We start from the raw sequence: 25,190 nt of genomic DNA on the forward strand, positions 1-25,190 counted from the left end.
CGCTGCCGGATCGGGGAAGGTGCTGGGCTCGGAGGTGTCCCCGGACCGACGCGAAACGCCGAAGGCGGGGACGAAACTCAAACTGTACGACTCTTCTTATGACGTCAAGAGATAGTGGGGAGTCGTAAACAAAGCCCTACATCTCGTATGTGGGGTGCCGACGCCGGCCTAGCAACCCGCGAACCCTTATCGAGCGCGGATTCGCGGGCGGAGTCCAGCACGAAGGCGTTATCCCACCCCGGTGGACAACGGGGATCACGGGCATGCCGCCTGTCGGGAACGCACGGCGAACCGCCTCACGGCATGGGAGCTATACCGTCGGGCATCTGGACAGCCGCGCCCGCCGGGCCCAAATGGCGATCTCCCAAGGCTTCCCCCCAGCCGGCATAGCGAACATGACCGATCGGACCGACGCCGCCCCCACGGCCGGCGGCTTCACCTTTTTTCTGCTCGCGCTGGCCGCCGGCCTCGGGGCGGCGAATCTCTATTACGCGCAGCCGCTGGTGGCGCTGATCGGCGCCGACATCGGGCTCGACGAGACGCTGGCGAGCCTCGTCGTCACCATCGGCCAGGTGGGCTATATATTGGGCCTGCTGCTGCTGGTGCCGCTCGGCGACATCGTCGAGAACCGGCGGCTCATCGGCTCCATCCTGATCTGCGCCGCGGTCGGCCTCGGCCTCGCCTTCGTCGCGAGCGAGCCCGCGCTGTTCCTGTTCGCGGCGCTGGTCTTCGGCGTCGGCTCGGTGGTGGCGCAGGTGGCGGTGCCCTTTGCCGCGCATCTGGCGCGGCCGGAAGAGCGCGGGCGCAAGGTCGGCAGCGTCGTCTCGGGGCTGATGACCGGCATCCTGCTGGCGCGGCCGGTCTCCAGCCTGGTGGCGCATTTCCTCGGCTGGCGGGCGGTGTTCCTGCTCGCCGCGCTGCTGATCCTCGCGCTTGCGGTGGGCCTGCGAATCGCCCTGCCGCAGCGCCGGCCGGCGACGACGACCGGCGGTGGCGCGAGCTATGGCGCGCTCGTCGCCTCGCTGTGGCCGCTGATGCGCTCGCAGCCGATCCTGCGCCGCCGCGCGGCCTATCAGGCGGCGATGTTCTGCGTCTTCACGCTGTTCTGGACCGCCGTGCCGCTGCTGCTGGCCTCGCCGCAATTCGGCTTCGGCCAGGAGGGCATCGCCATCTTCGCGCTGGCGGGGGCGGCGAGCGTGTTCATCTCGCCGCTCGCCGGCTGGATCGCCGACCGCGGCTGGTCGCGCGCGGCGACCGGCGCGGCGCTGCTGCTGGCGATCGCCGGCTTCCTCGTCACCGAGCTCGGCGTCGCCACCTCCTCGGTCGTGGTGCTGGCGATCGGCGCCATCGTGCTGGACTGCGCGGCGACGGCGAACCTCGTCTTCGGCCAGCGCGCCATCTTCATGCTGGCGCCGGAGATCCGCTCGCGGCTGAACGCTCTCTACATCGCCACCTTCTTCCTCGGCGGCGCGCTCGGCTCGGCGCTGGCGAGCCCGCTCTACGAGGTCGCCGGCTGGGGATCGGTGACGCTGGCGGGAAGCGCCATCATGATCCTCGCGCTGCTCTACTACGCGACCGAATTCCGCCGTGGTTGAGCGTCGCAGAATCATGCGCGCGGCTGGACACCGGCGGGCGCGGGTGGCATGTTCCGCGCCAGCTAGAATGCCGGCGCAGGGACGATTTCCGTGAAGCTTTCCGACTTCATCACCGAGACCTTCACCTGGTGGAACGGCCAGACCATGGGCACGCGCTTCCACACCTGGCGCCATGGTGAGTTCGTCGGCGATGACGAGTTCGGCAATCGCTACTACCGCACCAAGGGCGGCAAGATCGATCCGGCGCTGGGCTTCGAGCGTCGCTGGGTGATCTTCAACGGCTATGCCGAGGCGACCGCCATCCCGCCGGGCTGGCACGCCTGGATGCACCAGCGCTCCGATGTGCCGCCGCCGAAGCAGGACTACGTGCCGCACGAATGGGAGAAGCCGCACCGGCCGAATCCCACCGGTACGGCGCTGGCCTACCGCCCGCCGGGCTCGACGCTCGGCCTCGGCCACCGTCCGGCGGTGACCGGCGACTACAAGGCCTGGACGCCCGAGTGAGCCCTTTGCGTTCGGCGCCGACCGCGTTCTTTTTCCGCCCGCCCCGACATCGCCGCATTGCCCCGCATCTTGGCCTCGAGCGCGCGCCGATGGCGGTGCGCGGCTTCCGAGGCTTTCCGATGTTCGCCGGTCCGCTCCGTTCCGCGCTCTATGCCGCCGTGGCGCTCGCCGCGCTGACGGCGCCGGCCGCCGCCCAGCAGGGCTGGCAGGGCGGCGTCGATTCGCAGCCGCTGGCGCCGCCGCCCGGCGCGGAGCAGGGGCAGGGGCAGGGGCAGGGGCAGGGGCAGGTGGAAAATCCCGATTCGCCGCCCGGCGGTCCCGGCGTGCCCTCGATCATGGAAGACCCGGACGGCGGCGCGCCGCGCGCACCCGCCCCGGCGCAGCCCGAGGTTCCCGGCCAGGCCACCGTCGGCCCGGGCGGCGACATCGAGGTGGTGCAGCCGCCCGAGCAGAAGATCGAGAACAAGACCGCCGTCTTCTCCGGCCTCGACAAGATCACCGGCCGCATCATCAGCTTCGACGTGTCGGTGAACGAGACGGTGCAGTTCGGCGCGCTGCGGATCACCCCGCGCGCCTGCTACACGCGACCCGAGACCGAGCAGCAGAACACGACCGGCTTCGTCGAGGTTCAGGAGATCACGCTGGACGGCAAGGTGCAGCCGCTGTTCGGCGGCTGGATGTTCGCGTCCAGCCCCGGCCTGCACGGCGTCGAGCACCCGATCTATGACGTGTGGCTGACCGACTGCAAGCAGACCGCGCCGGTGATCGCCTCGCCCGGGCCCCAGCAGTAGAAGTCGCCTTCGCCTTCCAGCGCGTGGGTGAGCAGCTTGTGATAATGCCGGCGCGACACCTCGACCGCGCCGAAGCTCTTCAGATGGTCGGTGACGAACTGGGTGTCGAGCAGGGTGAAGCCGCCGCGCTTCAGCCGCGCCACCAGATGCACCAGCGCCACCTTCGAGGCGTCGCGCGCGGTGTGGAACATGCTCTCGCCGAAGAAGGCGCGCCCGAGCCGCACGCCATAGAGCCCGCCGACGAGCTCCCCGTCCTGCCACGTCTCCACCGAGTGGCAGTAGCCGCGGGCGTACAGGTCGCAATAGAGCTTGCGGATGCGCCGGTTGATCCAGGTCGAGCCGCGCCCGTCGGCCGGGGCGGCGCAGCCGTCGATCACCGCCTCGAAATCATGGTCGATGCGCACCTCGAACTTGTCCGAGCGAACGGTGCGGGCGAGGCGGCTGGAGATGGCGAAGCCGTCGAGCGGGATGACGCCGCGGCGCTCCGGCTCGATCCAGTAGAGGCCGGGGTCGTCCGCGCTTTCGGCCATCGGGAAGATGCCGCAGGCATAGGCCTTCAGCAGCACTTCGGGCGTGATCTCGACCTGATGTTCGCGCGGGCGTGACATGAGGCAAGAATGACGGAGATGCGGGGCGTGGGGAAGGGGGCGCGCGTCGTTCCGCTGTCAAACCGAACGGCCGCGGCCCCGCCTTTTCAGGCGCCCCTCAGCTCCCCGGCTCGCCCTCGGCGAGGAAGGCTTCCAACCAGTGGATGTCGTAGGCGCCGCGCTTGATGTCGTCGTTCTCGAGCAGCTCGCGGAACAGCGGCAGCGTGGTCTCGATGCCTTCCACCACGAACTCGTCGATGGCCCGGCGCAGGCGGGCGAGGCACTGCTCGCGCGTGTCGGCGGTGACGATCAGCTTGCCCGCCAGGCTGTCGTAATAGGGCGGGATCGAATAGCCCTGATAGACGGCGGAATCGACCCGCACGCCCGGACCGCCCGGCACGTGCCAGTTGGTGATCCGGCCCGGCGAGGGGCGGAAGGTGCGCGGGTGCTCGGCGTTGACGCGGCACTCGATAGCGTGGCCCTTCAGCACGATGTCGTCCTGGGTGACGCTCATCGGCAGGCCGGCGGCGACGCGGATCTGCTCGTTGATCAGGTCGACGCCGGTGATCGCCTCAGTCACCGGATGCTCCACCTGGATGCGGGTGTTCATCTCGATGAAGTAGAACTCGCCGTTCTCGTACAGGAACTCGATGGTGCCGGCGCCGAGATATTTCAGGTCGCGCATCGCCTGCGCCACCGTCCCGCCGATGCGCTTGCGCTGCTCGGGCGTGATGATCGGGGAGGGGGCCTCCTCCCACACCTTCTGGTGCCGGCGCTGCAGCGAGCAGTCGCGCTCGCCGAGATGGATGGCGTTGCCCTTGCCGTCGCCCAGCACCTGGATCTCGATGTGGCGCGGCGTGCCGAGATACTTCTCGATATAGACCGCGTCGTCGCCGAAGGCCGCGCGGGCCTCGGAGCGGGCGGTCGACAGCGCCGAGGACAGTTCCTGCTCGGAGCGCGCCACCTTCATGCCGCGCCCGCCGCCGCCGGCGGCGGCCTTGATGAGCACGGGGAAGCCGATTTCGCGGGCGACCTTGGCCGCCTCCTCGTCGGAGGAGACGCCGCCGTCCGAGCCGGGCACGCAGGGGATGCCGAGGCGTTTGGCGGTCTTCTTCGCCTCGATCTTGTCGCCCATGATGCGGATGTGCTCGGGCTTCGGCCCGATGAACTGCACGCCGTGGTCGATCAGGATCTCGGCGAAGCGGGCGTTCTCGGCGAGGAAGCCGTAGCCCGGATGCACCGCCTCGGCGCCGGTGATCTCGCAGGCGGCGAGCAGGGCCGGGATGTTGAGGTAGCTGTCCTTGGCCGGCGGCGGGCCTATGCAGACGCTCTCGTCGGCGAGCTTGACGTGCATGGCGCTGGCGTCGGCGGTGGAGTGCACCGCGACGGTGGCGATGCCGAGCTCCTTGCAGGCGCGCAGCACGCGCAGCGCGATCTCGCCGCGATTGGCAATGAGGATCTTGCCGAACATGGAGGCGCTCCTCACTCGATGATCAGGAGCGGCTCGCCATATTCGACCGGCTGCGCATTCTCAACGAGGACACGGGTGACGGTGCCCGCGCGCGGAGCGGGAATCGCGTTCATGGTCTTCATCGCCTCGACGATGAGCAGCGTCTGGCCTTCCTTCACCACCGCGCCGACGTCGACGAAGAACTTGGCGCCCGGCTCCGGGCCGAGATAGGCGGTGCCGACCATGGGCGAGGTGACGAGGCCGGGATGCTTGGAGACGTCGTCCGACGCGGCGGCCGTTACCGGGGCAGGCGCGGCGGCCACCGAGGCGGCAACCGGCGCGGCGGCAGGGCCGGCCACGGCGACGGGGGCGGCATAGACGGTCGGCGGGGCGCGCACGACGCGGATGCGCAGGTCCTCGTGCTGCACCTCGATCTCGGTGAGGTCGCTCTCGGACAGAAGGTTGGCGATCTCGCGCACCAGCGCGGGGTCGATGTTCGGCTTGTTGGTTTTCATCATGATCCCGTGACGGTCGCGCCGCCTCCCTTCAGCTGACGCGGCGATCGGCGAGCGAACTGGCGAGTGCGTCGATGGCAAGCCGGTAGCCCTCTATCCCGAAACCGCAGATCACACCGCGGGCGACCGGCGAAATGAACGAATGGTGGCGGAAAGCTTCCCGCGCGAAGACGTTGGACAGGTGGACTTCGACGACATTGAGGCCGACAGCCTTGATGGCGTCGGCAACCGCGACCGAAGTGTGCGTGTAGGCGGCGGCGTTCAGCACCACGCCCACCGAGCCCTGCGCCTGCTGCAGGAAGGTGACGAGCTCGCCCTCGTGGTTGGTCTGGCGGAAGACGAGCCCGAGGCCATGGCGCTCGCAGGCGGCACGGCAGGCCGCCTCGACATCCGCCAGCGTCGCGCGCCCGTACACCTCCGGCTCGCGCGTGCCGAGCAGGTTGAGGTTCGGTCCGTTCAGAACATGCAGCGTGTCGGGCATCGCGCCTCGAAAATTCCCCCGCCACCCGGCCCGTGCCCAAGGCGGCGGGGGTTTATAGGCAATGGCTGCGCGCGCGCCAAGCCCCGGCGCGCGCCGGGGGCGACTAACCCCCAGCCGCGTGCGTGGAAGGGCTCAGGCGGCGCCGATCAGCACCGGGCAGATCAGCACCGGCAGATCAGCACTGCGTCTTGCCGCAGTTGCGCACCGACTGGATGGCGTTGCGGATCTGGTCGTGGCCGACCGCGCCGACGATGACCGAGTCCCCGAGCACATAGCTCGGCGTGCCGTCGATGCCGAGCGCGTCGGCGAGCTGCAGGCTCTCTTGCAGCGTGGCGTCGATCTCGGGATTGGCGAGCGCCTTCTCCAGCGCCGCCTTGTCGATGCCGACCTCGCCGGCGGCTTCCAGCGCCTTGGCCTTGTTGGCCTGGCCGCGGTCGCCGAGCAGCTTCTGGTGGAAGGCGAAGTACTTGTCCGGCGCGGTGAGGCGCACCGCCACCGCGACCCGCGCCGCCTCGACCGAGCCCGGGCCGAGCACCGGGAACTCCTTCAGCACCACCTTGAGCTTGTTGTCGGACTTGACCAGCTCGACGAGGTCGCCGAGCGCCTTTTTGCAATAGCCGCAATTGTAATCGAAGAACTCGACCAGGGTGACGTCGCCCTTGGGATTGCCGACCACGGTGCCGCGCGGGGAATCGAACACCAGCGGCTTGAGCTCGGTGAGCGCCTGCTGGCGCTGGCTCGCCTCGGCCGCGGCCTGGCGCTTCTGCAGCTCCATGATCGCTTCCTGGATCACCTCCGGATTCTTCAGCAGGTAATCGCGGATGACACCCTCGAATTCCTTGCGCTGGGCATCGTCGAGCGCGGAGGCGGGGGCGATCGCGGCGCCGAGCATGAAGCCGGTGGCGATGACGGCGGCGAGCGCGCGGCGGCCGGCGCGGAGGAAGGTCGGCATGGCAGTCTCCAGGGGGAAAGGGGCGTGGCGCTGGGTCATCTCAGGGACCCGGCGGCTTCTTGCGCCGCTCCGGCGGCGGCTTGAAATTGACGATGTCGTCGGCCTTCAGCCAGCCGGGCGAGCCGAGCTTGAAGCCGTTCTTGGCGCGGGTCGCCAGCTCGCGGGCGAGCCGGAAATCGCCGCCCAGGAAAGCCGACTGCGCCGAGGCGAGGTCGGCATTGGGGATGTCGCCCTTGCGGCCATAGGCCATGGCGAGATAGCGCCAGCCGCCGGGCGAGTCGGGCTCGCGCTGCAGGCTGAAATTCAGCTCGCGCACCGCTTCCTCGGCGGTCGACTTGTCGTCGGTCGCAACCAGCGCCTGGCCGAGCAGCATGCGGATCAGCGGATGGCCGTTCGAAAGCGCCACAGCGCGGCGCAGCGGCGGCACCGCCTCGCGCGCCCGGCCGGCTTCCAGCAGCGCCTGGCCCTTGATCTCGTAGAAATAGGGATTGTTCGGCTGCTCGGCGATCAGCGCGTCGATCTGACGGAGCGCGTCCGGGATGCTGCCGAAGCGATAGGCCGAGATGGCGCGGGCATAGCGCGCCGGCAGCGAGGTATTGGATGGCGGATAGACGCGGCTGACCGATTCCGGCTGCTGGGTGAAGCCGACGAGCTTAGCCCGCATCATGTCGTGCCGCGCCTGCAGCGCCGGCGGGTCGGTGGCGTTGAAATAAGGGCTCTTATGCGCGAGCTCGGAGAGCAGGGCGATGCGCTCGGTCGCCATCGGGTGGCTCAGCACATACGGATCGACGCGCTGGCTGAGGAAGATCTGGTCGTTCTGGAAGCGCTCGAACGTCGTCAGCATGCCGCGTGCCGACTGCTTGGTGGCGTTGAGGTAGGTCACCGCCGCCCGGTCGGCCGAGGCTTCCTGCCCGCGCTGGTAGGAGAGCAGCGTGCGGCGGGCGATCTCCTGCGGCGCGATCAGCGCCGCGGCCGGCGCACCGCCCAAGCTTGCCCCGGTGGAGGCACCGGCGGCGATGCCGCCCACGGCGAGCAGCATGCCGACGATGGCGGCGGTCTGCACGGATTCGAGCTGCTGGCGCATATTCGCCAGATGCCCGCCGGCAATGTGGCCGGTCTCGTGCGCCAGCACGCCGATGATCTCGTTCGGCGTCTTGGCCTGCTTCAGCGCGCCGGTATTGATGAAGATGCGGCGCCCGTCGGCGACGAAGGCGTTGAAGCTGTCGCTGCCGACCAGCACGATCTGGATGTTCTGCTGGGTGAGCCCGGCGGCCCTGAAGACCGGCCGCGTATAGTCGCGCAGCAGCGTCTCGATCTCGGCGTCGCGGATGATGCCCGGCTGGCGGCTCTGCGCCTGCGCCACGGCCGGCGCGGCAGCGAGCGCCAATGCCGCGACGAGGCCGAGCCCGCGCGCGGCGGGCCGCCCAATTGAGGGGTTGTCAGGCAGCAATGAAGGCATCATCCATCGACGGAAATGGTTCGGGGCGACCTGACGCTGTCGAGGCGACAGGGTCAAGTCTTCCTCCTATCATCTTCGATCGTATTGTCTTCAATTGAACGTCAGCCGAGACGAGCCGCAGAATGCGGCATGGATACGGCGGTTCGCAGGGCCGGCAGCATGGACCTTTCTTCTACGTCACCTCGCATGGCTGCCGCCGCGGCGCTCGCCGGCGCCTCGCGCCGCAGCGAGATCGCGCCCTTCATCGTCATGGACGTGATGGAGCGCGCCGCGCGCCTGGAGGCGGCGGGCGGCCATGTGATCCATATGGAGGTCGGCCAGCCGGCCGCGCCGGCGCCTTCGACCGCCCGCGAGGCGGCGAGGCGCGCGCTCGACCATGGCCGCATCGGCTACACCACGGCGCTCGGCATCCCCTCGCTGCGCGCCCGCATCGCGCGGCACTATGGCGAGACCTACGACGTCGACCTCGACCCGGCGCGCGTGGTGGTGACCACCGGCTCCTCCTCCGGCTTCCTCTTCGCCTTCCTGTCGCTGTTCGAGGCGGGCGACCGGGTGGCGATCGCCAATCCCGGCTATCCGCCCTATCGCCACATCCTCACCGCGCTCGGCTGCGAGCCGGTGCTGATCGAGACCGACGCCGCCTCGCGCTGGGTGATCACGCCGGAGGCGTTGATCGAGACGCACCGCCGGACACCGCTGAAGGGCATTCTCGTCGCCAGCCCGGCCAATCCCACGGGCACGATGATGCGTCCCGAGGCGCTGGCGGAACTCATCGCCACCGCCGAGGGGCTCGGCATCCGCTTCATCTCCGACGAGATCTATCACGGGCTGGACTACGCCTTCCCCGCCACCACCGCGGCGTCGATCAGCGACGAGGCGACGATCATCCATTCCTTCTCGAAGTATTTCTGCATGACCGGCTGGCGGGTCGGCTGGATGGTGATGCCGGCCCCGCTGGTGCGGGCGGTGGAGCGGTTGCAGCAGAATTTGATGATCTCGGTGCCGACGCTCTCGCAGGTCGCCGCCGAGGCCGCCTTCGACGGCGCCGCCGAGATGGAGGAGGTCAAGCACGGCTACGAGGCCAACCGGCTGATCCTCACCGAGGGCCTGCCCAAGGTGGGCCTGCCGGAGTTCCTGCCTGTCGACGGCGCCTTCTATCTCTATGCCGACGTCTCGCACTTCACCGACGATTCGGCCGCCTTCGCTCGGCGCCTGCTCGACGAAGCGCTGGTGGCGGCGACGCCCGGCGTCGATTTCGACCCGCATCGCGGCCACCATTATCTGCGCCTGTCCTATGCCGGCGCCGCCGACGAGATGCGCCAGGCGGTGAACCGCATCGGGGACTTCCTGCGCAGGGGGTGAGGCTTACCGCGCCCCGGCCGCGTCATAGGTGGCCTGCGCCGCCAGCACCGCGTCCATATTGTGCTCGGCCCAATGGGCGAGGGCGGAGACGGTCTCGGTCAGCGTGCGGCCGAGCGGCGTGAGGGCGTATTCCACCGTCACCGGCACGGTCGGGTAGACCGTGCGGGTGATAAGGCCGTCGCGTTCCAGCTTCTTCAGCGTCTGCGACAGCACCTTTTGCGAGATGCCCTTTATCTCGCGCCGGATGGCGTTGAAGCGCACCGGCCCGTCCTCCAGCCGGTCGAGGATCAGCACCGCCCATTTGTCGGCGATGCGGTCGAGCACCATGCGCGTGGGGCAGCGATCCTCATAGACGTCGTAGGAATAGCGCATTCTCGTCTCCGTCGCCGGCCGGGCCGGTTTCCTCGAGGCCACCATGTGAGCGGAAAGTGCTCTCTTCCGCACTTCCGGGGCCGGGCGTATGTATCCGTTCGAAACGTGGTTTCTAATGGATACTAAGGAGAATGATCATGGCAGGCAAGATTCTCGTGCTCGGCGCCACCGGCACCGTCGGGCGGCCGCTGGTGAAGGCTCTGCTGGCGAAGGGCGAGAAGGTGAAGGCCGCCTCGCGCACCGGGCAGCCGGTGGAGGGCGCCGAGGGTGTCGCCTTCGCTTTCGACCGCCCGGAGACCTTCGACGCGGCCTTTGACGGTGTCGACCGGGCCTATGTGCTGGTGCCGGGCGGCACGGTGCATCCCAGGGAAATGGCGCTGCCGGTGGTCGAGGCCGCCGCGGCCCGCAAGGTGAAGGTGGTACTACAGAGCGTGTTCGGCGCCGATGCCGACGATTCCATCCCCTACCGCCAGCTCGAGATCGTGCTGGAGAAGTCCGGCACGCCCTATGTGTTCCTGCGGCCGAACTGGTTCACCGACAATTTCCTCGCCTTCTGGAAGCCGGGCATCGACCACACCGGCGCCATCGCCGTGCCTGCGGGCGAGGGGAAGAGCAGCTTCATCGACGCGCGCGACATCGCGGAGAGCGCCGCGGCGGCGCTGACCACGGACCGCTTCGACAACAAGGCGTTCAACCTCACCGGTCCCGAGGCGCTGAGCTATGGCGAGGCGGCGGCGGTGCTGACGCAGGCGACGGGGCGCAAGATCGGCTACACGCCGCTCGACGACGATACCTTCGTCGCCATTCTGTCGGGCGCCGGTGTTGACCCGGACTATGCGCGCTTCCTTGCCAGCATCTTCCATCCGGTCCGCGAAGGCTGGACCGCGGCCGTCACGACCGACGTCGAGACGCTGACCGGCCGGAAGCCGCGCACGGTCGCGGATTGGGCGAAGGAGAACGCGGCCGCGCTGAGGGCGTGAGGGCTCTTTCCAATCCTACGAGACCAACCTCATCCTGAGGTGCGAGCCCTCGGGTCTTGCCTTTGGCAAGCCCAAGGACAGGCTCAGCGAGCCTTGAAGGATGGTCGCTTAAGCGCGCCCGGACGAACATCCTTTGAGGCCCGGCGAAATGCCGGGCGCCTCAGGATGAGGGCGCTTTATAGGGCAAGCCCCGGAGGCCGCCCCAAAAGAAAACGGCGCCGCGAGGCGCCGTTTCCGTTTTCAGAAAGTGGATGAACTCACTCGCCGAAGATCTTGCGCTGCCACCAGCCGGTGCGGCGCGGGCGGTCGGATTCCGCGGCGGCCGGCGCGGCCGGGGCCGGCTCGGCAGCGGCGGGCTCCGGCGCAGGCGCTTCCGGCGCCGCTTCCTCGGGAGCGGACGCTTCCGGCGCGGCAGCCGGCACTTCCGGCGCCACGGCGGCGGACGTCTCGGTGGTCACCACCGGGGCGGGTTCGCGCACCGTCGAACGGCGGCGGCGCGGCTTGGCTTCCGCGACGTGCTCGGCCGCTGGTTCGGGCGCGGGGGCCACGGGAGCCGGCTCGCGCACGGTGCTGACGGCCGGGGCGACCTCGGCTGCGGGCTCGGCGGGAGCCGCCTCGGCCGTAACCGCTTCCTCGCCGGCCTCGCTCGCCTTGCGCGTGCGCCGTCCGCCGCGACGTCCGCGGCGCGGCTTGGTCTCCTCGGCGTCCGCCTCGGCCGGCGTTTCGGTAGCGGGCGCCTCGGCCGGCGCTTCGGCTGCCGGCTCGCCTTCGCTCGCGGCGAAACGAGCGGCCATGTCCTCGGCCGGCGGCGCCACCAGCGACGCGTCCTCGTCGGACAGCGGCACGGCGGGGATCACGTCGGTCGCGCCGCTTTCGGCCTCGCCGCCCTCATCCTCGCCATCATCCTCGAACTCGATGCCGGCGGCGTCCGCCGCTTCGTTCTCGCCCGGGCGATGACCGTTCTCGCCATTCTGGCCGCCGCCGCGCCGACGACGCCGGCGGCGCCGGCGGCGACCCGAGCGGTCGCCCTGCGGTTGCTCGCCATCGGACGGCGCGGACGGGGCGCGGGTCTCGGCGACCTCGGCTTCCTCTTCCTCGACCTCCTCGGCGACCGGGAACTCCTCCTCCGGCTCGATCACCACTTCGGGCGCGCGGGGCAGGGGGATGGGATTGGCCACCGCCTCGCCCTTATCGATGGCGAAGGGGGTGAGGCCGGTCAGCGTCGGGTCGGCGCTGATGGTGATGACGACGCCGAAGCGCTCCTCCAGCTCGTGCAGATGCGCACGCTTGTGGTTGAGCACGTAGAGCGCGTTCTCGGTGCGCGTGCGCACGATGAGATTATGCGTGTTGGAACGCTGCAGCAGGTCCTCGGCGGCCCGCAGCAGCTGCAGCGCGACCGACGGCGAGGAGCGCACATGGCCGGTGCCGCCGCAGTGCGGGCAGACCTCGGTGGAGGATTCCAGCACGCCGGTGCGGATGCGTTGGCGGCTCATCTCCATCAGGCCGAAATGCGAGATGCGGCCGAGCTGGATGCGCGCGCGGTCGTTCTTCAGACAATCCTTCAGCTTGCGCTCGACCGATCGGTTGTTGCGCTTCTCGTCCATGTCGATGAAATCGATCACGACGAGGCCGGCGAGGTCGCGCAGGCGCAGCTGGCGGGCGACTTCCTCGGCGGCTTCGAGGTTGGTCTTGAGCGCCGTGTCCTCGATATTGTGCTCGCGCGTCGAGCGGCCCGAGTTCACGTCGATGGAGACCAGCGCCTCGGTCGGGTTGATCACGAGATAGCCGCCGGACCTGAGCTGCACCTGCGGCAGGAACATCGCGTCGAGCTGGCTCTCCACCCCGAAGCGGGTGAAGATCGGCTGGAGGTCCTTGTAGACCTTCACGTTCTTCGCATGGCTCGGCATGAGCATGCGCATGAAGTCCTTGGCCTCGCGGTAGCCTTCGTCGCCGGCGACCAGGACCTCGTCGATGTCCTTGTTGTAGAGGTCGCGGATGGAGCGCTTGATCAGCGAGCCTTCCTCATAGACCAGCGAAGGCGCGGTCGAGCCCAGCGTGAGCTCGCGCACATTCTCCCACAGGCGCAGAAGATATTCGAAGTCGCGCTTGATCTCCGGCTTGGTGCGGTTGGCGCCGGCGGTGCGCAGGATGACGCCCATCCCCTCCGGCACGTCGAGGTCGGAGGCGACCTCCTTCAGCCGCTTGCGGTCCTCGGCCGAGGTGATCTTGCGGGAGATGCCGCCGCCGCGCGCGGTGTTCGGCATCAGCACCGAATAGCGGCCGGCGAGCGAGAGATAGGTGGTGAGCGCCGCGCCCTTGTTGCCGCGCTCCTCCTTCACGACCTGCACCAGCATCACCTGCCGGCGCTTGATCACTTCCTGGATCTTGTACTGGCGGGCGCGCACGCGCGGCGCCCCGCGCTCGGGAACCTCTTCCAGCGCGTCGTCGGAGCCGACCTCGTCGACCACCTCTTCCTCGCCGGCGATCTCCTCGACCTCGCCGCCGCCGTTCTCGTCGTCGGAGGAGGAGGAAGAAGGGGGACGGCGGCGCGAGCGGCGCGCCGGGGCGGCCTCGGCTTCCTCGGCAGCGGGCGCGTCCTCGCCGGCGGCCTCCTCGGAGACCGTCTCGTCGGCGTTCGCGCTCTTCGCCGCACCGCGGCCGCGGCGGGAGCGGCTCTTCGGCTTGTCCTCGTTCTCCGCCTCGGCCTCGCGGCGCTGCTGGCGCTCCTCCTCGGCAAGCAGCGCCTGCCGGTCGGCGACGGGGATCTGGTAGTAGTCGGGATGGATCTCGCTGAAGGCGAGGAAGCCATGCCGGTTGCCGCCATACTCGATGAAGGCGGCCTGAAGGGAGGGCTCTACCCGCGTGACCTTGGCGAGGTAGATGTTGCCGCGCAGCGGCTTGCGGTTGGCGGCTTCGAAGTCGAATTCCTCGACTCGGTTGCCGCGCACCACCACCACCCGGGTCTCCTCCGGATGGGTGGCGTCGATGAGCATCTTGTTGGCCATTGAACTCTCATATGCGGCAGCGGCGGCGTCGACGCCGGGAAGGGCGCCGGACGGCGGTGGCCGTGCCTGTAAGCGGTGACTGAAAGCGGATGTGAAAAGCGGCGGGAGGGGCGGAACGCCTCGCATGCGGGGCGCCGACGCGATGCGTGGGCCGCGGACCGGAGGACATAGGCGCGACGGACGTTACCGCCTCGCACCTGCCCCCCACTCGCCGGCTGACACATCATCGTTGGCTGCCGTCCATTCCTCGACCGAACAGGACAAGCCGCGATCGCACCGGATCCGGCTCAAGGCATATGGCCGCGAAAGTCACGGACACGTGAAATTGCGCAGGAACTGCGCGAAGCGCGCATCCGCTGGCCCGGAAAAGACGAGGCAGAGCCGCAATCCGTCGGCGCGCGGCCGGGTTCGACCGCATTCGGCACAACGACGCGCTCCTGGGAAGCCCAATCGTCGCATGTGCCAAGCCTGTCCATTGCTGGACCGCCCATCGCCGCAGGACCGCGAAAGCCGGACGTCAAGCGAGCGAGCCGGAAATGCGAACCATATGCATGCCCTTAATAGCGGCATGGGTGCCGATTTGGCAAGGATCGCATCCGATCGAATTCCGCTTCTGCGTTGCCCGCGCGCAACGGGGCCGGTCCAGAACGCGCGGGCGGCCGCGATCGCGGCAAGGAGCGGTTAACGCTTCGTTCGTATTTGGCTAGAAAGGTCGGAACGCACGTCGTCCCGACGACTTTTCCGATTGAGGGCGCGCAGGAGGCGGTACGCGGCAATGTCTTGGCGTGCGGGCATGCTCGGTGTCTTTCTGGCGGCAGCGCTGCTGCTGCCGGCGGCGCTGTCCGTCTCGCGTCCGGCGGGCGCGGCGGATCCTGTCGTGGCGACCGATGCGCGCCTGGCCGGCGACGGCGAGCGCACGCGCCTCGTCGTCGACCTGTCCCGTTCCGTGCCGCTGGGCGCCTTCACCCTCGCCGATCCCTACCGCGTCGTCGTCGACATTCCCGACGTCGTCTTCGCCCTGCCGGATTCGGCCGGGCAGGAGGGCAGGGGCCTCGTTTCCGCCTATCGCTTCGGCCTGTTCGCGCCCGGCAAGGCGCGCATCGTCATGGACGTCTCCGCCCCGGTGACCATCGACAAGGCCTTCGTGCTGGAGGCGATGGACGACCAGCCGGCCCGGCTCGTGGTCGATCTCGTCAAGACCGACCGCACCACCTTCCTGCAGTCGGTGGCCGCCCCGGTGCGCCGCGCCGAGGAGCCGGAGATGCCGAAGGTCGAGGTCGCCGAGGCCGGCGACACGCGGCCCGTCGTCATCATCGATCCCGGCCATGGCGGCATCGACCCCGGCGCACGCAATGCCGCCCTCGGCATCAGCGAGAAGGAGCTGATGCTGGCCATCGGCAAGCAGCTGCACGACCGGCTGGAGGCGACCGGCCGCTACCGGGCGCTGATGACGCGCGAGAAGGACACCTATGTCTCGCTCGGCCAGCGCGTGCGCTTCGCCCGCGAGAACGGCGCGCGGCTGTTCATCTCGCTGCACGCCGATTCGCTCGGCTCGCGCGACAGCGACGTGCGCGGCGCCACCATCTACACGCTTTCCGACCGCGCTTCCGACGCCGAGGCGCAGCGGCTGGCCGATTCGGAGAACAAGTCCGACATGATCGCCGGCCTCGACCTCTCCGAGGAGCCGGCCGACGTCGCCGGCATCCTGTTCGACCTCGCCCAGCGCGAGACGCGCAATTTCTCCGCCCATTTCGCCCGCACCCTCGCCGGGGCCGTCGCCGGCGCGGCGCGGATGCACAAATCGCCGCTGAAATCGGCCGGGTTCAAGGTGCTGAAGGCGCCCGACGTGCCTTCCGTGCTGTTCGAGCTCGGCTACATTTCGAGCGCCAAGGATGTGGGGCTCATGACGTCGGCGGAGTGGCAATCCAACGTGACCGAAGCCATGGTGGCGGCGATCGACGCTTATTTCGCGGCGCAGAAGCCGAAGGACGGCGCGCCGGGGGCCTTGCCTGCGAGCCTGGGCGGGGCGAATGGTGAGCCGCTGGCCTCGACACGGGCCGAACCGGCCGCGATAAGGCCATAGTTGGCACGCACACGGATGCCTCTGGCCCCTGACCGATCAAGCAAAATCACTTGATCGGCAACAAGGTGCGCTAGATTTGGAAGGCTGGGGCGTGCTCTGTTCCAGCGCGACGTGGGCGATGACTCGCACCGCGTCGGGGGACGTATTTTTCAGCTGAAGGGGGCTTGGCCGCATGCGGCTGCTTCTGCGGTTCTTGGGCTTCCTGTTCGCGCTCGGCACGATCCTGTTCGTGGTCGGCGGCGCGGTCGCGGGCTATTTCGTGTGGAAGTTCTCGCAGGATCTGCCGGACTACTCGCAGCTGCAGAACTACGAGCCGCCGGTGATGACCCGCATCCACGCGGCGGACGGCTCGCTGCTGGCCGAATACGCCAAGGAGCGCCGGCTCTACCTGCCGATCCAGAACATCCCCAAGCGGGTGATCGACGCCTTCCTCGCCGCCGAGGACAAGAACTTCTATTCGCATGGCGGCATCGATCCGTCGGGCATCTTCCGCGCCGGCTACGCCTTCCTGCAGAACTACGGCTCGGGCCGCCGCCCGCAGGGCGCCTCGACCATCACCCAGCAGGTGGCGAAGAACTTCCTCCTGACCAACGAGGTCTCGCTCGACCGCAAGATCAAGGAAGCGCTGCTGGCGCTGCGCATGGAGCGCGCCTATTCCAAGGACAAGATCCTCGAGCTCTATCTCAACGAGATCTATCTCGGCATCGGCTCCTATGGCGTCGCCGCCGCCTCGCTGCTCTATTTCGACAAGTCGGTCTCCGAACTGACCGTCGCCGAGGCCGCCTATCTCGCCGCCCTGCCCAAGGGGCCGAACAATTACCACCCGTTCCGCCGCCACGACGCCGCCATCGAGCGCCGCAACTGGGTGATCGACCGCATGGCCGAGAACGGCTTCATCACCCAGAAGGAAGCCGACGACGCCAAGAACTCCGACCTCGCCGTCACCGTGCGCCCGACCGGCGCGCACATCTTCTCGGCCGAATATTTCGCCGAGGAAGTGCGCCGCGAGATCTTCGAGCGCTATGGCGAGGACAAGCTCTATGGCGGCGGCCTGTCGGTGCGCACCACGCTCAATCCGAAGCTCCAGCAATTCGCCAAGAAGGCGCTGCTCGACGGCCTGACCGGCTATGACGAGAGGCGCGGCTACCGCGGCCCGGTGACCAAGATCGAGGTCACCGGCGACTGGGGCGCGCGCCTCGCCGACGTGCGAACCTTCACCGACATTCCCTGGCGCCTCGCCGTCGTGCTGGAATCGGACGCGCAGGGCGCGCGCATCGGGCTGCAGCCGCAGCGCGACCGCTCGGGTGCCCTCGCCACCCAGCGCGACGTCGGCATGGTGACGCCGGACGGCGTCAAATGGGCCCTGCGCGGCGCCAAGACCGGCGTCGCCGGCGTGCTGAAGCCCGGCGACGTGGTCTATGTCGAGCCGATCGACGGCAAGCCCGACCAGTGGCGCCTGCGCCAGCAGCCCAACATCGAGGGTGCGCTGGTGGCGATGGACCCCTCCACCGGGCGCGTGCTGGCCATGGCCGGCGGCTTCTCCTTCGACGAGAGCCAGTTCAACCGCGCCACGCAGGCGCAGCGCCAGCCGGGCTCCTCCTTCAAGCCCTATGTGTATGCCTCCGCTCTCGACAATGGCTACACGCCCTCCAGCGTCGTGCTGGACGCCCCCTTCGAGCTCGCGCAGCAGGGGCAGGCGACGTGGCGGCCGGAGAACTATTCCGGCAAGTTCTACGGACCGCAGACCCTGCGCTTCGGCATCGAGCAGTCGCGCAACGTGATGACCGTGCGCCTCGCCAACGATCTCGGCATGCCGCTGATCGCCGAATATGCCAAGCGCTTCGGCGTGGTCGACAACCTGCTGCCCGTGCTCTCCATGTCGCTCGGCGCCGGCGAGACCACGGTCCTGCGCCAGGCCGCCGGCTATTCGATCTTCGCCAATGGCGGCAAGAAGGTGAAGGCGACGCTGATCGACCGCATCCAGGACCGCTACGGCAAGACCATCTACAAGCACGACGAGCGCGAATGCCGCGGCTGCGACGCCGCCAAATGGGCGAGCCAGGCCGAGCCTGTGCTGATCGACCGGCGCGAGCAGGCGCTCGACCCGATGACCGCCTACCAGGTCACCTCCATGCTGGAGGGCGTGGTCCAGCGCGGCACCGGCACCGCGCTGAAGGTGCTGGGCAAGCCGATCGCCGGCAAGACCGGCACGACCAACGAAGAGAAGGACGCCTGGTTCGTCGGCTACACCCCGGACATGGTGGTCGCCGTCTATCTCGGCTTCGACACGCCCAAGCCCATGGGCAAGGGCTCGACCGGCGGCGTGCTCGCCGCGCCGGTGGTGCGCGACTTCATGCAGGTGGCGCTGGCCGACCGCCCGGCGGTGCCGTTCCGCGTGCCGCCCGGCATCAAGCTGATCCGCATCAACCCGAAGACCGGCCTGCGTGCCGGGCCGGGCGAAGGCTCCATCCTCGAGGCCTTCAAGCCGGGCACGGCGCCGCCGGACAGCTACTCGATCATCGGCGCCACCGATGCCTCGGGCCAGCCGACCAGCATCAACCCCGAGGCCGACCGCGCGCTCGGCACCAATGGCACCGGCGGGCTTTACTGAGCCCGCATCGCCGGTTCCTCAGCCGTCATAGGGCATGGCGCGGAACTCCGGCAGCGACTCGGCGCGGGCCGCGAGCCGTTCGATCGCCGGGAACACGCCGAGCGGCACCTCGCCGGGCGTCATCTCCTGGGTGAAGGTCCAGGCGACGGCCGCGGTGATGTCCGCCTGCATCGGACGATCCCCGATCAGCCAGCTCTCCCCATTGCCGGTTTCCGCCTCGATCAGGCTATAGGCGGCCAGCAGCTGGCCCCGCACACGCTCCAGCCAGGGCTCGTGGCGCTTCTCCTCGGGACGGAGCTGGTGCTCGTAGACGATCTGCACCGTCTTCTCGCAGGCGGCGAGCGCCAGGCCGACGAGGCGCTGGTTGCGGGCATGGTCGGCGACGTCGGCCGGCAGCAGCGAGCGCGCCGGGTCGGCAAGGCGCTCCACATGGTCGATGATCAGCGTCGAATCCATCAGCACCACGCCGTCATCGGTGACGAAGCTCGGCGCCTTCACCACCGGGTTGATGCTGGCGAAATGGTCGAAGTGCCGGAACACCGACACGGATTCGTGCGTGAACGGCACGTCGAGGAACTTCATCGACACCGCCACGCGGCGGACGAAGGGCGAATCCAGCATGCCGATCAGGCGCATTAGGGACGTCTCCATGGTGAGAGGTCCAGCCTAGCTGATTCAAGGCGCCGCGACGGCTCCAGAACAGCAGGAAATCGGCACGGCGAGGCCGAAGCCCATAAGCCCGACGGTGGCAGGATCGTCCGGCATGTGAAGGGGCGTTTACAGCCCGTGCCGCGCCCTCTATTTTCCGCCGCCTTCCGCGTCCCATCGAGAGTGTAAGATCATGCGCGCCGAGCTCGCCGCGAGCGTCGACGAAATCCGTGAAGCCGCCGGCCTCCTGCGGCAGCACATCGATTTCGACCGTTCCAAGGCCCGCCTCGCCGAGCTGAACGCGCTCGCCGAGGACCCGAACCTGTGGAACGACCCCGAGCGCGCGCAGAAGCTGATGCAGGAGCGCGGCACGCTGGAGGACGGTCTCGGCGCCATCGAGCGGATCAATCGCGAGCTGGCCGACAATGTCGAACTGATCGAGCTCGGCGAGGCCGAGGGCGACGACAGCATCGTCGACGAGGCCGCCGCCGCGCTCGACCGCCTCAAGGCCGAAGTCGCCCGCCGCCAGCTCGAAGCCCTGCTCTCGGGCGAGGCGGATTCCAACGACAGCTATCTCGAAGTCCATGCCGGCGCCGGCGGCACCGACAGCCAGGACTGGGCGCTGATGCTGCTGCGCATGTACACGCGCTGGGCCGAGCGGCGCGGCTTCAAGGTCGAGCTGATCGAAGAGCAGGCGGGTGAAACCGCCGGGCTGAAGTCCGCCACCATGCTGGTGAAGGGCCACAACGCCTATGGCTGGCTGAAGACCGAGGGCGGCGTGCATCGCCTGGTGCGCATCTCGCCCTTCGATTCGAACGCGCGGCGCCAGACCTCCTTCGCCTCCATCGACGTCTATCCGGTGATCGACGACCGCATCGTGGTCGACATCAAGGAAGCCGATGTGCGCGTCGACACGATGCGTTCGGGCGGCGCCGGCGGCCAGCACGTCAACAAGACCGAATCGGCGGTGCGCCTGACCCACATCCCGACCGGCATCGCCGTGGTCAGCCAGGGCGACCGCTCGCAGCACAAGAACCGCGCCACCGCCTGGGACATGCTGCGCGCCAAGCTCTACGAGATGGAGCTGAAGAAGCGCGAGGCGCAGGCCGCCGCCGACCAGGCCGCCAAGACCGACATCGGCTGGGGCCACCAGATCCGCTCCTATGTCCTCCAGCCCTACCAGCTGGTGAAGGACCTGCGCACCGGCGTCACCTCCGGCACGCCGCAGGAGGTGCTGGACGGCGACCTCGACCCGTTCATGGAAGCCGCGCTCGCCCAGCGCGCCTATGGCGGCGGCCCGGCGAGCGTCGAGGACGTGGACTGAGGCGCCGGCGTGATAGCGGGCAGGTCCTGCGTCCTTCGAGGCCCGGCTGTGCCGGGCACCTCAGGATGAGGAAGGTCTAGGCTCCCGATTCCTCATGCTGAGGAGCGGGGCAAAGCCCCGCGTCTCGAAGCACGCAGGCCCTCGACGCCGGCTCGCCTCACAACCCCTTCGCCGCCTCCAGAACCTCCTTGGCATGGCCGGCGACCTTCACCTTCGGCCAGATGCGAGCGATGCGGCCGTCGCGGTCGATCAAGAGCGTGGTGCGCTCGATGCCCATGAACTTGCGCCCGTACATCTGCTTCTCCGTCCACACGCCATAGGCCTCCAGCACGGCATGGGTCTCGTCGCCCAGGAGCGTGAAGCCGAGCCCCTGCTTGGCGCGGAAGCGCGCCAGTGCCTTGGCGGGATCGGCCGAGACGCCGATGAGGCGCGTGTCGGCGGCGTCGAACGCGTCCTTGAGTTGGTTGAAGTCGTGCGCCTCCAGCGTGCAGCCTTGCGTGCCGGCCTTCGGGTAGAAGTACAGCACCAGCTTGCGTCCTCGGCAGGAGGCAAGTGTCACGCTCTCGCCCGTATCGGTGCCGAGGGTGAAGTCAGGAGCGGGCTGTCCGACGGCGATCTTGCTCATTTGCCTTCCTTTCGGCGCGATTTGGCGCAATCGGCTGACCAATAGCGCCGCGCAGCAGCTGAAAGCAAAGCGTCAGCCAGTGTGTGGAAAGGTGTCGCCGCTCGTCCGCCGCGCGGGCATTATGGTGAAGCTTGCGGGGATTCGAGCCGTAGATGAAAGAGCCGACGACGCACAGGTCGGATTCCGGCGGTAAGCGCCACGTCAAGCGACTGCGGATGCGGCGCGCGGCGAAGGCGTGCGCCGTCCCGGCCGGCAAGCGGCGCTGGCTGCGCATCTGCGGCTGGTCGGCGGGCTCGGTCGCCGGCGCCCTGGTGGCGGTCTTCGTCCTCGTCTACCTGCTCTTTTCCACCGGCATGCTCACCGTCGACATGGCCCGTCCCTATGTCGAGCGGGCGCTGGAAGCGCGGATCGGCGAGGGCCGCGCCGTGGCGATCGGCGGCATCGTCGCCGACCGCGCCAGCGATGGCGGCATCCTCCTGCGCGCCAGCGACATCACCGTGCGCGATCCCGATGGCGACATCGTCGCCGCCGCGCCGCAGGCCGAGGTGGCGCTGCAGGACAGCTGGCTGCCGTGGCTGATGCAGCCCAAGCGGGTCGATCTCGTCGGCGTGCGGCTGAACATCCTGATCGACGCGCAGGGCCAGCTCGCGGTCTCCACCGAAGGCGGCAGCACATTGCGCGCCTCGCCCCAGGACGCGCCCGCTCCGGATGCGGCGTCGCCGGCGTCTTCCGCCGCTGTCCCGCCGCCCACGGCCGCCGCTCCCCCCGCCGGGACGGCCGCGCCGTCGACCCCGGTGACCGAGGCGGTGACGCCGTTCGGCCCGCTGCGCCTCGCGGCCGTGGCGGCGCTGGCCGACCGGATCGACCATAGCGGGCTCGACGGCGGCAAGCTCAGCGAGATCGGCCTCAAGGAAGGCGTCGTCGTCATCCGCAGCGACATCAGCGGCCGGCAATGGACCTTCGACGACATCGACCTGTCGCTGTCGCGGCCGCCGGCCGGCGGCGTGAGCTTCGACGTGAAGGCCGGCGGAACGGACGGGCCCTGGTCGGCGCGCGCCACCATCGGCGCGCTGGTCGACACGCAGCGCGAGCTCTCGCTCGAAGTGCGCGACCTCGCCCCCCGCGACCTGCTGATCGCCGCCGGCAAGGCGGGCGACGACATCCTCGCCACCTCGCCGCTCACGGTGGACCTCAAGGCCCGCATCGACCGCGCCGGCATGCTGATCTCGACGGAGGGGCGCCTCGCCGCCGGCGCCGGCGAATTGCAGCTCGGTCCGGATGTCGGCGGGCGCATGCTGATCGACGAGGCGGCCATCGCCTTCAACCTCGATCCGGCGCACCGGCAGATCAACCTGACCTCGGTGGCGGTGCAGGCGGGCCCCTTCGGCATGGACCTGTCGGGCGTCGTGAGCATGCCGGCGGATGCGGCGGGCAAGTGGAGCCTGCACACCACCTCGGCGAAGGCGAGCTTCGGCGGCGGCGGAATCCATGCCGAGAAGGAGCCGCCCTTGCTCCTCGACGACATCGCCATCGACCTCTCCTTCGATCCGGCGGCCCAGAAGGTGACCATCGACCGTGGCGACCTCAAGGGGCCGCAGGGCGGGCTGACGCTCGGCGGCGCGCTCGAACTCGGTCCGCCGGAGCCCTCGCTCGCCCTGACGGTGTCGGCGACGCCGATGTCGGTCACCTCGCTGAAGCGGCTCTGGCCGGTGCTCGCGGCGCCGGAGCCGCGCCACTGGGTCTACGAGAACCTCATCTCCGGCAACGTGACCTCGGCGGAGATTGCCTTCAAGGCGCCGTTCTCCTCCATCGGCAACAAGAGCAAGCCGCTGGCCGACGATGCCCTGACCATCAATGTCGTCGGCACCGATGGCAGCTTCCACCCGGTCCCGGGGCTGCCTCCCGTCTCCGGCGCGGACGTGACCGTGCGCGTGACCGGCCGCACCGCCCATGTTCTCGTCGCCGACGGCGCGATCGACACGCCGGGCAAGCGCCGCCTGAATGTGAGCGAAGGCGTCTTCGACATTTCCGACACCGCGCCGGCGAAGCCGGAGGCGAAGGTGAGGGTGACGGTCGACGGCTCGGCCGCGGCCGCCATCGAGCTGGCCGGCATGCCGGCGCTGCGCGGCCCGGCGGCGATTCCCCTCGATGCCTCCTCGGCGACGGGCACGATCGACGGCACCGCGCAGATCAGCGTGCGGCTGTCCGAGCATATCGAGCCTTCCGACGTCGACTTCGCCTTCGATGCCGACCTGAAGGACTTCGGGGCCGCCAAGGTGGCGTTCGGCCAGAATCTCGACGACGCCACCGTGCGTGCCTTCGTCACGCCGGCCGCCACCGTGCTGCGCGGCGAGGGCAAGTTCGGCGGGGCGCCGGCGAGCTTCGAATATGCCAAGCCGGTCGACGGCGACATGACCTTCGTGCTGCAGGCGACGCTGGACGACGCGGCCCGGCAGAAGCTCGGCATGGATCTCGCCGGCCTGTCCGGCACGGTGGGCGTCAAGCTGTCCGGCGTCGTCGGCGCCAAGTCCAAGACCGCGGACGTCGACATCGATCTCACCGGGGCGCGTCTTGCCGAGCTGGTGCCGGGCTGGTCGAAGCCGGCCGGCAAGCAGGCGAGGCTGACCGCCAAGGCGACGGTGACGTCCGCCGGCACCAAGCTCGACGACCTGGTGGTGAGCGGGCAGGGGGTGAACATACGCGGCACCGTCGAGCTCGACTCCAAGGCCGGGCTGGTCAGCGCCAACCTGCCGACCTTCCAGCTTTCCGACGGCGACAAGGCCAGCGTGAAGGCCGAGAACGCCGATGGCGTGATGAAGGTCACCGTGCGCGGTGAGGTGATCGAGGCGCGGGCCTTCCTCAAGCATCTGCTCGAAGCCCCCGTCGCCGGCCGGCCGAACGAGAAGCCGCTCGACATCGACCTCGACGTCAATCTCGGCGTGGTCGTCGGCAATAATGGCGAGACCATGCGCCAGGCGGTGCTCAAGCTGTCGCGCCGCGGCGGCGACCTGCGGGCCTTCACGCTCGGCGCGCTGGTCGGCCGCGACGGCGGGGTCAACGGCGATCTGGCGCCGCAGGGCAATGGCCGTCCGAAGCTGCGGGTGGCGACAAGCGACGCCGGCGCGCTGCTGCGCTTCATCAATCTCTATGCCCGCATCTATGGCGGCGACATGTGGATCGACGTCGACGCCCCGCGCGGCGACGGCAAGCCGCAGCTCGGCATCATCAACATGCGCGACTTCGTCATCCGCGGCGAACCGGGCCTCGACCGCCTGATCGCGGCGGCGCCGTCGTCCACGCGCGACGGGCGCCTGCAGCCGGGCTCGGCCATCGCCTTTCGCAAGCTTCAGGTCGATTTCCAGCGCTCGGCCGAGCAGCTCACCATTCGCGAGGGCGCCATCTGGGGCCCGACCATCGGCTCGACCTTCGACGGCACGCTCGACTTCGCCGCCGACCGCATCTCGGTGCGCGGCACCTTCGTGCCGGCCTATGGGCTGAACAATCTGTTCAGCCGCCTGCCGGTGGTCGGCTTCTTCCTCGGCGGCGGGCCGAATGAGGGGCTGGTGGGCGTGACCTACGAGATCGTCGGCCCGCTCTCCGGCCCGACGCTGCGGGTGAACCCGATCTCCGCCGTGGCGCCGGGCTTCCTGCGCAAGATCTTCGAGTTCCGCCAGGCGCCCGATCCCACGCCGCCGGCCGTGGTGCCGACGCGGTAGGGCGCCCGCTCGGCCATCATCCATTACGCCGTCATCCCGGACGGCCGTTAGGCCGATCCGGGATCGCGCAAACATTGGAGAGCGATCCCGGCTCTACGCCCTTCGGGCTTCGGCCGGGATGACGCCTTTT

The 25,190-nt window shown here is 69.2% G+C and carries 19 protein-coding genes; 9 read left to right on the forward strand and 10 right to left on the reverse strand.

Going from position 1 to position 25,190, the window contains the following annotated elements; genetic code table 11:
• Positions 1 to 395 precede the first annotated feature (395 nt).
• The 3 genes from SNOV_RS06575 (at position 396) to SNOV_RS06585 (ending at position 2,890) form a co-directional block, all read left to right on the forward strand.
• A complete protein-coding gene (locus SNOV_RS06575; RefSeq protein ID WP_041782049.1) occupies positions 396 to 1,595 on the forward strand; it encodes an MFS transporter in 1,200 nt (399 codons plus the stop codon).
• Between the two features lie 90 nt (positions 1,596 to 1,685).
• Positions 1,686 to 2,099 carry an NADH:ubiquinone oxidoreductase subunit NDUFA12 gene (locus SNOV_RS06580; protein WP_013166136.1) on the forward strand — a complete coding sequence of 138 codons (414 nt, stop codon included), beginning with the start codon at positions 1,686 to 1,688 and terminating at the stop codon, positions 2,097 to 2,099.
• Positions 2,100 to 2,218: 119 nt separating this feature from the next.
• A complete protein-coding gene (locus SNOV_RS06585) occupies positions 2,219 to 2,890 on the forward strand; it encodes a DUF2155 domain-containing protein (RefSeq protein ID WP_244412889.1) in 672 nt (223 codons plus the stop codon).
• Here the strand turns inward: SNOV_RS06585 and aat are convergent.
• From aat to SNOV_RS06615, 6 genes are all read right to left on the reverse strand, one after another.
• Positions 2,821 to 3,498 carry a leucyl/phenylalanyl-tRNA--protein transferase gene (aat, locus tag SNOV_RS06590; RefSeq protein ID WP_013166138.1) on the reverse strand — a complete coding sequence of 226 codons (678 nt, stop codon included), beginning with the start codon at positions 3,496 to 3,498 and terminating at the stop codon, positions 2,821 to 2,823. The two genes, SNOV_RS06585 and aat, sit on opposite strands and share 70 nt — an antisense overlap.
• 97 nt (positions 3,499 to 3,595) lie before the next feature.
• Positions 3,596 to 4,948, reverse strand: coding sequence for an acetyl-CoA carboxylase biotin carboxylase subunit (gene accC, locus SNOV_RS06595; protein WP_013166139.1), 1,353 nt, complete (start codon positions 4,946 to 4,948; stop codon positions 3,596 to 3,598).
• Positions 4,949 to 4,959: 11 nt separating this feature from the next.
• Complete coding sequence (accB, locus tag SNOV_RS06600; protein WP_013166140.1) at positions 4,960 to 5,442, reverse strand: acetyl-CoA carboxylase biotin carboxyl carrier protein; 483 nt, start codon at positions 5,440 to 5,442, stop codon at positions 4,960 to 4,962.
• A 31-nt stretch (positions 5,443 to 5,473) separates the two neighbouring features.
• On the reverse strand, positions 5,474 to 5,923 hold the full coding sequence (gene aroQ / locus SNOV_RS06605; protein WP_013166141.1) for a type II 3-dehydroquinate dehydratase: 450 nt from the start codon (positions 5,921 to 5,923) through the stop codon (positions 5,474 to 5,476).
• Positions 5,924 to 6,098: 175 nt separating this feature from the next.
• The gene (locus tag SNOV_RS06610; RefSeq protein WP_013166142.1) at positions 6,099 to 6,875 is read right to left on the reverse strand and encodes a DsbA family protein; all 777 of its coding nucleotides are present in this window, start codon (positions 6,873 to 6,875) and stop codon (positions 6,099 to 6,101) included.
• 40 nt (positions 6,876 to 6,915) lie between these two features.
• Positions 6,916 to 8,337: a M48 family metalloprotease gene (locus tag SNOV_RS06615; RefSeq protein WP_041782053.1), complete on the reverse strand. Its 1,422-nt coding sequence runs from the start codon at positions 8,335 to 8,337 to the stop codon at positions 6,916 to 6,918.
• A 183-nt stretch (positions 8,338 to 8,520) separates the two neighbouring features.
• Here SNOV_RS06615 and SNOV_RS06620 point away from each other — a divergent pair, with 183 nt between their 5' ends.
• Positions 8,521 to 9,696, forward strand: coding sequence for a pyridoxal phosphate-dependent aminotransferase (locus SNOV_RS06620; protein WP_013166144.1), 1,176 nt, complete (start codon positions 8,521 to 8,523; stop codon positions 9,694 to 9,696).
• A gap of 3 nt (positions 9,697 to 9,699) precedes the next feature.
• Here the strand turns inward: SNOV_RS06620 and SNOV_RS06625 are convergent, their stop codons facing one another.
• Entirely contained in the window at positions 9,700 to 10,068 is a 369-nt protein-coding gene (locus SNOV_RS06625) for a winged helix-turn-helix transcriptional regulator (RefSeq protein ID WP_013166145.1), read from the reverse strand.
• Positions 10,069 to 10,205: 137 nt separating this feature from the next.
• On the opposite strand from SNOV_RS06625, the gene SNOV_RS06630 reads away from it, so the two are divergent.
• Positions 10,206 to 11,048 (forward strand): SDR family oxidoreductase, encoded by an 843-nt coding sequence (locus tag SNOV_RS06630; protein ID WP_013166146.1) that lies wholly within the window; start codon positions 10,206 to 10,208, stop codon positions 11,046 to 11,048.
• A 257-nt stretch (positions 11,049 to 11,305) separates the two neighbouring features.
• Here SNOV_RS06630 and SNOV_RS06635 read toward each other — a convergent pair whose 3' ends face one another.
• Positions 11,306 to 14,053 (reverse strand): Rne/Rng family ribonuclease, encoded by a 2,748-nt coding sequence (locus tag SNOV_RS06635; RefSeq protein ID WP_013166147.1) that lies wholly within the window; start codon positions 14,051 to 14,053, stop codon positions 11,306 to 11,308.
• A gap of 793 nt (positions 14,054 to 14,846) precedes the next feature.
• Here SNOV_RS06635 and SNOV_RS06640 point away from each other — a divergent pair.
• Positions 14,847 to 16,136, forward strand: coding sequence for an N-acetylmuramoyl-L-alanine amidase (locus SNOV_RS06640; RefSeq protein WP_244412891.1), 1,290 nt, complete (start codon positions 14,847 to 14,849; stop codon positions 16,134 to 16,136).
• A gap of 172 nt (positions 16,137 to 16,308) precedes the next feature.
• On the forward strand, positions 16,309 to 18,747 hold the full coding sequence (locus SNOV_RS06645) for a penicillin-binding protein 1A (RefSeq protein WP_013166149.1): 2,439 nt from the start codon (positions 16,309 to 16,311) through the stop codon (positions 18,745 to 18,747).
• Between the two features lie 18 nt (positions 18,748 to 18,765).
• On the opposite strand, the gene SNOV_RS06650 is transcribed toward SNOV_RS06645, so the two are convergent.
• Complete coding sequence (locus SNOV_RS06650) at positions 18,766 to 19,398, reverse strand: glutathione S-transferase (RefSeq protein WP_244412893.1); 633 nt, start codon at positions 19,396 to 19,398, stop codon at positions 18,766 to 18,768.
• A gap of 190 nt (positions 19,399 to 19,588) precedes the next feature.
• Between SNOV_RS06650 and prfB the strand changes: the two genes are divergently transcribed.
• Positions 19,589 to 20,719, forward strand: coding sequence for a peptide chain release factor 2 (prfB, locus tag SNOV_RS06655; protein ID WP_013166151.1), 1,131 nt, complete (start codon positions 19,589 to 19,591; stop codon positions 20,717 to 20,719).
• Between the two features lie 157 nt (positions 20,720 to 20,876).
• On the opposite strand, the gene bcp is transcribed toward prfB, so the two are convergent.
• Positions 20,877 to 21,344, reverse strand: coding sequence for a thioredoxin-dependent thiol peroxidase (bcp, locus tag SNOV_RS06660; protein ID WP_013166152.1), 468 nt, complete (start codon positions 21,342 to 21,344; stop codon positions 20,877 to 20,879).
• 152 nt (positions 21,345 to 21,496) lie between these two features.
• On the opposite strand from bcp, the gene SNOV_RS06665 reads away from it, so the two are divergent.
• The gene (locus SNOV_RS06665) at positions 21,497 to 25,060 is read left to right on the forward strand and encodes a YhdP family protein (RefSeq protein WP_013166153.1); all 3,564 of its coding nucleotides are present in this window, start codon (positions 21,497 to 21,499) and stop codon (positions 25,058 to 25,060) included.
• The last annotated feature ends 130 nt before the right edge of the window (positions 25,061 to 25,190 follow it).

It is taken from the genome of Ancylobacter novellus DSM 506 (assembly GCF_000092925.1).
GTDB classification, from domain to species: domain Bacteria; phylum Pseudomonadota; class Alphaproteobacteria; order Rhizobiales; family Xanthobacteraceae; genus Ancylobacter; species Ancylobacter novellus.